At 66.5% G+C, this 11,809-nt stretch carries 9 protein-coding genes; 2 read left to right on the top strand and 7 right to left on the bottom strand.

Annotated elements, in window-relative coordinates; all coding sequences use genetic code 11:
• From K8I04_01685 to K8I04_01675, 3 genes are all read right to left on the bottom strand, one after another.
• Positions 1 to 480: ATP-binding cassette domain-containing protein (locus K8I04_01685; GenBank protein MBZ0070430.1), on the bottom strand; the 480-nt coding region annotated here is incomplete at its 3' end.
• Between the two features lie 54 nt (positions 481 to 534).
• Positions 535 to 2,190: a phosphate ABC transporter permease PstA gene (gene pstA, locus K8I04_01680; GenBank protein ID MBZ0070429.1), complete on the bottom strand. Its 1,656-nt coding sequence runs from the start codon at positions 2,188 to 2,190 to the stop codon at positions 535 to 537.
• A gap of 8 nt (positions 2,191 to 2,198) precedes the next feature.
• Complete coding sequence (locus K8I04_01675) at positions 2,199 to 4,472, bottom strand: ABC transporter permease subunit (protein ID MBZ0070428.1); 2,274 nt, start codon at positions 4,470 to 4,472, stop codon at positions 2,199 to 2,201.
• A gap of 117 nt (positions 4,473 to 4,589) precedes the next feature.
• On the opposite strand from K8I04_01675, the gene ppk1 reads away from it, so the two are divergent.
• On the top strand, positions 4,590 to 6,671 hold the full coding sequence (ppk1, locus tag K8I04_01670) for a polyphosphate kinase 1 (protein MBZ0070427.1): 2,082 nt from the start codon (positions 4,590 to 4,592) through the stop codon (positions 6,669 to 6,671).
• Positions 6,672 to 6,772: 101 nt separating this feature from the next.
• Here the strand turns inward: ppk1 and K8I04_01665 are convergent, their stop codons facing one another.
• Complete coding sequence (locus K8I04_01665) at positions 6,773 to 8,050, bottom strand: MgtC/SapB family protein (GenBank protein ID MBZ0070426.1); 1,278 nt, start codon at positions 8,048 to 8,050, stop codon at positions 6,773 to 6,775.
• Positions 8,051 to 8,426: 376 nt separating this feature from the next.
• Positions 8,427 to 9,083 (bottom strand): type 1 glutamine amidotransferase domain-containing protein, encoded by a 657-nt coding sequence (locus K8I04_01660; GenBank protein ID MBZ0070425.1) that lies wholly within the window; start codon positions 9,081 to 9,083, stop codon positions 8,427 to 8,429.
• 381 nt (positions 9,084 to 9,464) lie between these two features.
• On the opposite strand from K8I04_01660, the gene K8I04_01655 reads away from it, so the two are divergent.
• A complete protein-coding gene (locus K8I04_01655; GenBank protein ID MBZ0070424.1) occupies positions 9,465 to 9,722 on the top strand; it encodes a DUF2249 domain-containing protein in 258 nt (85 codons plus the stop codon).
• On the opposite strand, the gene K8I04_01650 is transcribed toward K8I04_01655, so the two are convergent.
• Both K8I04_01650 and K8I04_01645 read right to left on the bottom strand, forming a co-directional pair.
• On the bottom strand, positions 9,716 to 10,639 hold the full coding sequence (locus K8I04_01650) for a DNA-3-methyladenine glycosylase 2 family protein (GenBank protein ID MBZ0070423.1): 924 nt from the start codon (positions 10,637 to 10,639) through the stop codon (positions 9,716 to 9,718). The two genes, K8I04_01655 and K8I04_01650, sit on opposite strands and share 7 nt — an antisense overlap.
• A 111-nt stretch (positions 10,640 to 10,750) precedes the next feature.
• Positions 10,751 to 11,809, bottom strand: a 1,059-nt coding sequence (locus K8I04_01645) for an NAD(P)/FAD-dependent oxidoreductase (GenBank protein MBZ0070422.1), incomplete at its 5' end; no start/stop codon positions are given.

The raw sequence follows: 11,809 nt of genomic DNA, 5'->3' as shown, positions 1-11,809 counted from the left end.
CTTCTCGACGATCTCGTCGAGCAGGCTCTTGCGGTTGATGCCCTGGATCCGGCAGCCGTAGGCGACGTTCTCGTAGATCGACTTGGGGAACGGGTTCGACTTCTGGAAGACCATGCCGATCCGCTTGCGCAGGGCGTTGATCTCGACCTCGGGGTCGTAGATGTTGCGCCCCTCGAAGCGGATCTCGCCCTCGATGCGGACGTCGTCGATCAGGTCGTTGAGCCGGTTGACGCAGCGCAGCAGCGTCGACTTGCCGCAGCCCGAGGGCCCGATGAAGGCGGTGATCTTCTTCTCCGGGATGAGCAGCGAGTTGCTCCTGAGCGCCTGCTTCGCCCCGTACCAGAGGCTGAGACGGTCGATCTGGAGGATCGGCGAGTCGATGCGGGGCGTGAGCGCCGGATCGCCCGCCGCGGAGCGCTCGGGCGCCGGCGCGGTGCCGGGCTCGAACGAGGGGATGGGGGTCCGGGCGGCGTCGGCCATCGGGTGCTCCTCGAGAGCGGTGGTCGGGATCATGGCAGAGGTCCGGGTCGCGGCTCAGACGGCGCTGCCCGCGTACTTGCGGCGGAGGTGGTTGCGGATCGCGATCGCGACCAGGTTCATCGCGGTCACCACCACGATCAGCAGCAGCGCGGTGGCGAAGACCAGGGGCTTGGTGGCGTCGACGTTCGGGCTCTGGAAGCCGACGTCGTAGATGTGGAAGCCGAGGTGCATGAACTTGCGGTCGAGGTGCAGGAACGGGGCGTTGCCGTCCAGCGGCAGCGTCGGCGCCAGCTTCACCACGCCGACCAGCATCAGCGGCGCCACCTCGCCGGCGGCGCGCGCCACGGCCAGGATCAGGCCGGTCATCATGGCCGGGCTGGCCATGGGCAGCACGGTGCGCCACAGGGTCTCGGCCTTGGTGGCGCCGAGCGCCAGGCTGCCCTCGCGGATGGCCTTGGGGATGCGCGCCAAGCCCTCCTCCGTAGCCACGATCACCACCGGCAGCGTCAGCAGCGCCAGGGTGATGGAGGCCCACAGCAGGCCCGGCGTGCCGAAGGTCGGCGCCGGCTGCGCCTCGGGATAGAACAGCCGGTCGATGTTGCCGCCCAGGAAATACACGAAGAAGCCCAGGCCGAACACGCCGTAGACGATCGAGGGCACGCCGGCGAGGTTGTTGACCGCGATGCGGATCATGCGCGTCACCGGCCCCTGCTTGGCGTACTCGCGCAGATACAGCGCGGCGATCACGCCGAAGGGCGTCACCAGCACCGACATCAGGATCACCATGAGCACCGTGCCGAAGATGGCGGGGAAGATGCCGCCCTCGGTGTTGGCCTCGCGCGGTTCGTCGCTGAGGAACTCCCAGACCTTCGCGAAATAGGTCTTCAGCTTGGTGAACATGCCCATGGCGTTGGGCTGGCGGATGTGCACGATCTTGGACAGCGGCAGTTCGACCTGCTGGCCGGCCTGCGTCTCGACCACGATGCTGTCGCGGGCGATGTCGCGGTACAGATCCGCCAGCTGCTGCTGCCGGCCTTCGTACTCCGCCTGCAGGCCGGCGCGCTCGGCGGCGATGTCGGCCAGCGCCGCCGGATCGTTCCGGCCGTCCAGTTCCAGGCGGCGGGTGCGCAGCCGCAGCTGCTCGAGGCGGTAGTTGATGCTGCCGATGGCACCGCGCTCGATGTCGCGGATGGCGGCGAACAAATCGAGGGCGCGCTGCAACCGTGGCTGCAGCGCGTCCCAGGCCTGGTCGCCGCTGGCGACGCTGGCACCGGCCTGGCGCACCTCGCGCAGGTAGCCGTAGAAATTGCCCCATTCGCGGCGCTCGATGGCGACCAGCTCGGGCGGATAGCGGCGCGCCTGGATATCGTGCCCCAGCACCCACATGAAATCCGGCCCCGCCACGTCGCGGTTTCCGGTCTTGAGCAGGTAGCGGCGCAGCGTGACCGTGTCGCCCCCGGGCAAGCGTACGCCGGTGGCGGCCAGCCGCTCGCGCGGCACGTCCTCGTGAGCGCCGAGTTCGCCGATGAGGCGTACCACCTCGCCGTCGGCGGCGAGGTAGTCCATCTCCACCACGTCCGCCGGCCAGAAATGGCCGAGCCCGCGCAGGGCGATCAGGCCCAGCAGGCCGGCGACCATGATGAGACTGGTGCTGACCGCCGCCGCGTTCATCCAGATCCACGGGGCGCCGCTCTTGATCCAGGTCTTCATGGCCGGCCTCACAGCGACGCGTACTTGCGGCGCAGGCGCTGCCGCACGAGCTCGGCGAGCGTGTTGAACACGAAGGTGAACATGAACAGCACCAGGGCGGCCAGGAAGAGGATGCGGAAATGCGTGCTGGCGACCTCGGCCTCCGGCATCTCCACGGCGATGTTGGCCGACAGCGTGCGCATGCCCTGGAACAGGCTGAGATCCATCACCGGCGTGTTGCCGGTCGCCATGAGCACGATCATGGTCTCGCCCACCGCGCGCCCCATGCCGATCATCACCGCCGAGAAGATGCCGGGGCTGGCGGTGAGCAGCACCACCCGCACCAGCGTCTGCCAGGGCGTGGCGCCGAGTGCCAGCGAGCCGTTGGTCAGATGGCGCGGTACGCTGAAGATGGCGTCCTCGGCGATGGAGAAGATGGTCGGGATGACCGCGAAGCCCATGGCCAGGCCGACGATCAATGCGTTGCGCTGATCGAAGCCGATGCCCAGCTCGTTGCGCATCCATACGCGCATGTCGCCGCCGAACAGCCGTGTCTCCAGCGGCGCGCTCAGCGCCATCGACGCCCAGGCCATGAGCAGCAGCACCGGTATCAACAGCGCGGCCTCCCAGCCGTCCGGCACACGGTGGCGCACGCCCACCGGCATGAGCCGCCACAGCCAGGCGAACAGCAACGTACCGACCGGCAGCAACAGCAGCAGCGCGAACACGCCCGGCAGATGCGCCTCGACCGTCGGCGCCAGCCACAGGCCGGCGAGAAAGCCGAGGATCACGGTGGGCAGCGCCTCCATGATCTCGATGGTTGGCTTGACCAGCTTGCGCATGCCCGGCGCCATGAAATAGGCCGCGTAGATGGCGCCACAGATGGCGATCGGCATTGCGAACAGCATGGCGTAGAAGGCCGCCTTGAGTGTGCCGAAGGCCAGCGGGGTGAGACTGAACTTGGGCTCGAAGTCGTTGCTGGCCGAGGACGACTGCCAGACGTAATCCGGCTTGGGATAGCTCTCGTACCACACCTTGCCCCACAGCGACGACCAGGAGACCTCGGGATGCTCGTTGTCGATATGCCAGAAGTGCAACCGCCCGGCGGCGTCCTCCGCCAGGAAGGCGTTCGCGCGCGGCGCCACCGCCAGCTGCCGCAGCGGTTGGTCGCTGACCTGCACATCCAGGACGTGCTTACCGGCGGTGGTGTGGTAGATGTCCACGCCGCCGTGGACATTCGCGGTCAGGAAACCCTTGCGGGCGAATTCCGGTGCCATCGCCGTCACCGCCGCCTCGCTGGCGAAGCTGCGGATGCGGCGCAGCATCGGCTGGTTCGCCTCGTCACGCACCGGAAACCACTGCGTGATCTGGCCGTCGGAGCTGGATACCAGCAGCGAGATGCCGCCCGCCAGCAACTCGAGATCGGTAAGCCGGCCGCCGGGCGGGACTACACCGAGCTGCTGTACCAGGCGCGGCGCCTCGGGATCGCTGATGTCGTAGTAGGCCAGCGTGCCGGCGTCGGTGGCCACGAACAGCGCGTGCTGATCCGGATCGACCAGCAGGTAGCGCACCCGTCCGGTGGTATTGGGCAGTACGTGGTCAAAGCGCCGCAGGGTCCGGGATTCCTCCAGGAAGGATTCCTCCTTCTGCAGAATCACCAGCAGCAGGCGCTGGTCGGCCGTCAGGGCCGCCACGATAGTGCGATCGCCGGATTGCACAGCGATGCGCTCCAGAGCCTGACCGGCGGCGTCGATCGGTAGCGGCTGCTCGCCCAGTGGGAACTCCAGCTGTGGGGTGATCAGACGCCGGTCTTCCGGGAAACTCACCTTGTAGGTATGCCGGGTGAGCAGGACCGAGCCGTCGGACAGACCCAACGACACCCCGCCCCGGGCGGGCAGCCCCTGGGCGTGGCTGGTGACGGTCACGCCTGCGGGTACCGACAAGGCCTGCTCGGCAATCACATGGCCGTCGTGGGTGGCGAAGAACCGCACCCGCGCAGCGCTGTCGTAGCGCACGGCGATCTCGGCCTGCTCCTCCATGGCCAGGTGCAGGGTATCGGCCACCGACCCGGCCAGCCGATAGTCGGCGACCGCCTCCGCCGAGGCCGGCTCGAGCAACGGGAAGACGACGTATAGCAGATAGAAAAAGATCAACAGAATGGCGACGATGACACCGAAGCCGCCGATCATGACGCCGTGGCGGGCCATCCCGTCCTTGGCCATGCGCCAGCGGCGGCGGCGCGCCTGGGTGGCGGCGCTGATCCGGGACAGCGGCGATTCCGTAGCGGGTAACGGGCGGTTCATGTGGACGCATAGCATAGGCGCGCCATGTGACAGTACTGTTACAGTCCGGCCGGTCCTGGTTGCCGGTCGTACAAATCGGGCATAATGCCGGGGCCCTACGCCGCAGCGGCCCACCTCATGGACAGCCCCGATCTCAGCCAGCCCGGTCTCTACATCAATCGTGAAATCAGCCTGTTGGCATTCAACAGGCGGGTCCTGGAGCAGGCCCGGGACCGCAGCGTGCCACTGCTGGAGCGACTCAAGTTCCTGTGCATCTCCAGCACCAACCTGGACGAATTCTTCGAGATCCGGGTCGCCGGCCTGAAGGAGAAACTCGCCTCCGGCGCTACGGCCCCGGCCGGCCCGGACGGTCTGAGTCCACCGGAGGCGCTCGGCCAGATCAGGGCCACAGCCCACCGGCTGGTGGCGGAGCAATATCGCGTCCTCAACGACGAGCTGTTCCCGGCGCTGGCCACCGAACACATCCGCTTCCTGCGCCGCACCGAGTGGGCACCCAGGCAGGCCCAGTGGGTGCACCGGTTCTTCACCCACGAGCTGCTGCCGGTGCTGAGCCCGCTGGGTCTGGACCCGGCACACCCGTTCCCGCGCATCCTGAACAAGAGCCTGAACTTCATCGTCTCGCTGGAGGGCAAGGATGCCTTCGGCCGTTCCAGCCGGGTGGCCGTGGTGCAGGCACCGCGCTCATTGCCGCGGCTGATCCAGGTACCGCACAGCCACAGCCGCGGACCGCACGAATTCGTCTTCCTGTCATCGATCATTCATGCCCATGTCGGCGACCTGTTCCCCGGCATGAAGGTGACCGGCTGCTACCAGTTCCGGGTCACACGTAACAGCGACCTGTTCGTGGACGAGGAGGAGATCGAGGACCTGCTGCGGGCGGTCGAGGGCGAACTGCTGGCGCGCCGCTACGGCGATGCCGTGCGTCTGGAGGTGGCGGACAACTGCAGCGAGGCCATGGCCGATTATCTGCTGCACCAGTTCAAGCTGGGCGCCGACGACCTCTATCAGGTCCATGGCCCGGTCAATCTCAACCGGCTGCTGGCCATCTACGACCTGGTCGACCGCCCTGATCTGAAATATCCGCCGCTCACACCGTCGCGCCCTGCCCGGCTCGCGCCCGACATGAATCTGTTCGAGGCCATCCAGGCACGCGATGTGCTGCTGCATCATCCGTTCGAATCCTTCATCCCCGTGGTGGATTTTCTGCGCCAGGCCGCCGCCGATCCCGACGTGCTCGCCATCAAACAAACGCTCTACCGTACCGGTGCCGATTCCACGGTCGTCCAGGCGCTGGTCGATGCGGCACGGGCCGGCAAGGAGGTCACGGTGGTGATCGAGTTGCGGGCGCGTTTCGACGAGGAGGACAACATCAAGCTCGCCACCCGCCTGCAGGAGGCCGGTGCGCATGTGGTGTACGGCGTGGTCGGCCACAAGACCCACGCCAAGATGATCCTGGTCACACGCCGTGAGGAGCGCCGGCTGCGCCATTATGCGCACCTCGGCACAGGCAATTACCACGCGTACACGGCGCGGTTGTATACCGATTACGGCTTGTTCACCTGTGACAAGGCCATCGGCGCGGATGTGCACCGGGTGTTCCAGTTGCTGACCAGCCTCGGCCGCGGCAAGAAACTGAAGAAGATCATCCCGGCGCCCTTCAACCTGCACCGGGAACTGCTGCGGCTGATCGAGCGCGAGGCGGACAACGCCCGTGCCGGCAAGCCCGCGCGCATCATCGCCAAGATGAACGCGCTGATCGAACCACAGATCATCCGTGCGCTCTATCAGGCCTCGCAGGCCGGGGTGGAGATCGAGCTGATCGTGCGCGGTATCTGCTGTCTGCGCCCGGGCATACCCGGCGTATCGGACAACATCCGTGTGCGCTCCATCGTCGACCGCTTCCTGGAGCACACGCGGGTGTTCTACTTCCACAACGAGGGTGACTACGATCTCTATCTGTCCAGCGCCGACTGGATGGGGCGCAACTTCTTCCAGCGCGTCGAGGTGTGCTTCCCCATCGAAGACCAGAGTCTGCGCAAGCGTATCCTGCAGGAAAGTCTGGAGCTCTATCTGGCCGACAACACCCAGGCCTGGCTCCTCAACAAGGACGGGGAATACCGTCGCGCGAAGCCCAGCGGCGGCCACAAGCCGCGCAGCGCCCAGGCGACACTGCTGGAACAGCACACCATACCGGGCTGAGTGACGCCATCTCTCTGTCTACACCAGTCGCAGTACGGACGTAAAACCCCCGCTGCGACACCTTGCGTATCGTTCCGTATCTTTCCGTGGTCATCGACCTTTCACACCCACCACACCACGGCCAGACCCACGGCCAGGATCGTCGCCGTCGCCGCGGCCAGTCGCAGCCGCAGTGGCCGGCTGCCGAGCACCGCCACCATGCCCCATTTGAGGAGCAGATTGCAGAACGCGGCAATGGCGATGGCGGTCGCCGCCACGGCGAGGTCACCGCCCTGGCGCGCGTACTCGGTCATCGACAAGGTGATCGCATTGACGCCGGGGAGACCGGCGACGGCCGCCACCAGATACAGGCTCTCGACCGGTGCGTAGCGCTCGGTGAGCTTGACGATGGCGAGCACCAGCGCGAACAGCAGGCCGAAGCGCGACGCCGCCATGAGGCTGAACGGGTTCTTCACCTTCACCTGCTCGCTCTGCCCCACCGGCCAGCGACGCTGCGCACCCAGCCAGTAGAAGATGCCGGCCAACACGGCGGCCACCACGCCCATGGCGGCGAACGGCACCAGCACGTCTCTCACCAAGGGTGCATAGACGATGGCGACCGTGACCAGCACGCGCACGAACATCACCATCCACGCCAGCAGGATACCGGCCGCGAGGGTGTCGCTGGCCAGCGGGTCCGGATCGAGCCGGCTCTGGCGCGCGAAGGTCAGGCTGATCGCAGTCGACGACACCAGTCCGCCGGTGATGCCGGTGACGACGGTGCCGCGCGCCGGACCCAGCCAGCGCACCGCCACATAACCGACCAGCGACAGGCCTGAGATCAGGATCACCAGCAGCCACAACATGTAGGGGCTGAGCACTTGCCAAGGATCGATCGGCTGCGTCGGCAGCAGGGGCAGGACGATGAAGGTGGCGATGAGCAGCTTGAGGCCGGCGTACAGATCGTCGGTGCCGATCTTGCCCACCACTCCGTGCAGGGGTTGTTTGAAGGTCAGCACCGCGGTGGTGATGATACCGAGCGCCACCGCCATTTCCGCGTAGCCGTACATCACCGCGCCACCGAGCAGACAGACGGTGATCGCTGCGATCCCGGTGGTCAGCCCGGAGTCCGGCTGGATGCGGTTCTCCAGCAGGTAGCCGCTGACGATCACGATCGCCATCACCAGCACGGCAATGATGAACAACCACGGGGTATCGAGGTGCTGCGACAGCCAGGCACTGACCGCACCGACCTCGGCGAACAGAATGAAGGTGCGCAGGCCGCCAAAACTCTGCGGATGCTCCAGCGTCTTGAATTTCTCGCGCTCGATACCGACCAGTGCACCGATCAGCAACGCGATCAGGAAGTTCCGTACCACAAGGACATCGATCTCGAGCATGCCGCCCCTTCTCCCGCCGAGTATTGCCACGCCGCGCGCCCGTGCGGGGAACGCAGTCGATTGATCCTGGAGACATCCATTCAGCCGCAGCGACATGTGGAATGCCCGGCAACACCGGGGATACTCCTGCAGTGTCCACTCAGCGGCCACCGGGTGGTGAAGGCACCGCGGTGAGGCCTCTGCCCCGGGCCGCGTGTCCCCGGGTGATCCGGTAGTGAATGCAGCGTTGCGGATGATCCCAGAAAATCCCTGCAGGCGACACTTCGCCGGACAGGGGCCGCCCCGCTGACCGGGTTAGCGGCGACGCCGCGTCTCAGAAGACATCTGCACAACCGGGCACGGCGGTGGGGTATACGGTCAGCCGGCAGTGATTGGATTACGGCTGAGCGAGGAGTTCGATGACGGCATCGGCGGCCGAGCCACTGGATTGCGGGTTCTGGCCCGTGACCAGCCGGCCGTCAATCACGATGTTGTCGGTCCAATCGGCGGCCGGGACGAAGTCGGCACCCTGCGCGCGCAGGCGGCTCTCCAGCAGGAAGGGCATGGCCTGATCCAACTGCACGGCGCGCTCCTCGCTGTCGGTGAAGGCCGTGACCCTGCGACCCTGCACGAAGGCCGTGCCGTCGCGCAGCATCACCCCCACCAGGCAGGCCGGGCCGTGACAGATCGAGGCGATCACCTTGCCGCCCTCGGCGAACTCGCGCACCAGGCGCTGCACGTGCGGGTTGTCGGGGAGATCGAACATGGTGCCGTGGCCGCCGGGGAAGAAGATCGCGGCGAAGTCCCGCGCGCTGACATCGGCATCCAGCCGGCGCGTATCGCGCAGTGCCGCCCGGGCGGCCTCGTTCTCCGCGCCGGTCGCGTCGTAGTCTTCCAGGCTGCGCGCGTCGATGGGCGTATCCCCGCCACGCGGGCTGGCGACGGAGACGGTATACCCGGCGGCGCGGAACTTGGTGAAGGGCAGCGCGAACTCCTCGAACCACAGACCGGTCGGGTGGTCGGCATCGATGCGGTCGTGACTGGTGACGACCATCAGAATAGCGGGTGAAGACATACGGCACCTCCAATAACGGTCATTCGTGCTGTGGACCCCGGTCCGAAGGGCGCTGGCTTAACCCCTGTTGGCCACGGAAACACACGGAACAACACGGAAAAAGGCTCATTCCATAAAACCCGAAAACCAAGCCGTGGGTGAGGACCCTGGGGTTCCATCGTGAATTCTTTCCGTATCATTCCGTGTGCTTCCGTGGCCAACAAGGGTTTTAGTACGTGTCATCAGGGTCCGGCCGGCTTGATCTTGGTCAAGTCGGATTCGCGTAATTCCTGATTGAATTACTCTGGTATTCGTCCGGCGACGGAGCTTGGATCCGCCGGCGGCGACCGCCGATCCCATCCGCGTCACTGAGGAGGCATCATGTCCGAATCGCACCTGCGTATCCTTTCTGAGCAGACCTATCCCTTCGACGCCCGCGGTGTCGCCAAACGCTTTCGGCATGCGGCGATCTTTGGTGCGCTCGATTCCCTGCATCCTGGCGAGACCATGCGCTTCACCAACGACCACGATCCGATCCCCTTGCTGCAGCAGCTGCAGCAGCGCTATGGCACCGCCATCAGCATCAACTACATTACGCGCGAACCGGGAACGATCGTCATCGACTTTGCCCGTCAGTAGCCTGCCTGAGGAGTTTCGGCCACCGGCGTGACCAGACCTTTGCGCGCCAATCCATCGAGCAGCAGGTGCAGATAAATCAGGCCACCATACGGGCGCCATGGCTTGAGGACGCGCTGCACACCGTCGTAATCGAGCGCGCGCGTACGCTGTAACCAGCGGTGCAGGTTGTTGCGCGCGCCGACGTCGTCGCCGGGAAAGACGTGCGTGCGGCCGAGCCCGCGTAACAGTACATACTCCGCGCTCCAGCGACCGATACCCCGCAGCGCGCACAGGTGCTCCACGGCCGCGGCGTCATCGTCCGCCGTGAGGCGCTCGAGGTCCACCTCGCCCCGGACCACGCCACGCGCCACGTCGATCACGGTCTGGGCCTTGTGGCGACTGAAGCCGAGCGCCCGCAGGCTGTCCACCCGGCGCCGGGCCAGACCCGCCGGCACGGGGAAGGCATGGCCGTCGGCGGCGCGTGCGCCGAAGCGCTGTGCCAGACGGTTGAGCAGCAGGATGCCGACGTGGAGGCTGAGCTGCTGACAGGCGATGGCATTGACCAGCGCCTCGAACGGTGTGGTGAAACGCGGCGGCTTGAAGCCACGAAAGCGCTGGGCCAGCGGCGCCAGCCATGGGTCATCGTGGGCCAGGGCGTAGAACGCCCCGAGGTCGATGTCGAGCCCCAGCAGACGCTGCAACGCCGCCGTCACGCTCGACTTGACGTCACCCGCGCCGTGCCCGGTCTCGACCCGCACGAGCAGCTGCGGCGTTTCTGGCGATCCCCGCTGCGTGACTTCGATCCCGGCCGCGGTGGCGCCGACCGGCAGGACGCGACGGTAGCTGTGACCATCCCACCGATCCACGAGATTGTGGGGCTGACGGCGCAGCGCCCATACCGTCAGATCCAGCCGGAAGGGCGGCCGCGGTTCCAGCATGAATCGGTATCGCGCCACGACCTCTCCTCAGGCGGGCCCCCGCAGGCTGCCGGGCAGGCGACCAGACTGGCCGCGCATCTACGCAGCCACAGCCGTACACCCGCGACGTGCTCAGCCCGGGATACGTCCCTTGAGTGCCTGCGGACTCAGCGTCTCGCGCCCGGCGATCAGTTCCCGCGCCGCGGCGACCTGATCCCAGGTATTCCACAGCAGCACCCCGCGCACCTGTCCGTCCCGCAGGTAATAGACGACGCCCTTGCGGAACGGCTCCTGCCAGTCCTCGACGATCTCCATGTCGCTGCCGAACTCGCCCACCGCCTCGTAGCCGAGATCGAACAGGTCGGAATAGAAATACGGCAGGTGCTCATACTGGTCGGTACGTCCGGCCATGTTGCGACCCGCCATCGCGCCCATGGTATTGGCATTGTCCTCGTGCTCGACCCGCCGCCGCATATCGAGTATGGGGCTGTACACATTGGCGACGTCGCCGGCGGCATAGATATCGGGACGGGACGTGCGCAGGAACGCATCGACCCGGATGCCGTTGTCCACCTCGAGACCCAGGGTCTTCGCCAGGCCGATCTCCGGCTGGATGCCGATACCGGCGATCACTGCATCCGCCGTCAGCGCCGTGCCGTTGCCGGTCGTCACCGTGCTCGTTGCGCCGGCCTTTGTGATGCCCGCCACCGTCTCGCCCGGCAACAGCGTAACGCCCTTCTCACGGTAGTAGTCGTTCAGAAACGCCGCCAGACTGGGCGGGTAGATGCGTGCCCCGATGCCGGCATCGGGGAACACCATGCTCACGGCGCAGCCGTTGCTGGCCAGGGCCGCGGCGATCTCCGAGCCGATGAAGCCACCACCGATGACGACGAATCGGGCCTTGCGGTCGCATAGCGCACGCACGCGCTGATAATCGTCCAGGGTGCGGTAGTAGATCACGTCGTCAGCGGCGAATGGCAGATGGCGCGGCACGCCCCCCGTGGCGAGCAGCAGCTTCTCGTAGACATGCACATCGCCACGACTGTCGCTGACACGGTGGGCCGTGGGATCGCCATTCAGTGCCCGGGTCTCCAGGCGCAGGTCGACGCCGGCAGCGTCCGTCTTGCGCCAGATCGACTCGAGTGGCTTACCGGCCCAGAGTTTCTTTGATAAGGGCGGGCGATCGTAGGG

Source organism: Gammaproteobacteria bacterium, assembly GCA_019911805.1.
In the GTDB taxonomy this organism is placed as follows: Bacteria; Pseudomonadota; Gammaproteobacteria; order Thiohalobacterales; family Thiohalobacteraceae; genus JAHJQQ01.
This window is presented reverse-complemented; position numbering and strand designations above follow the sequence as displayed.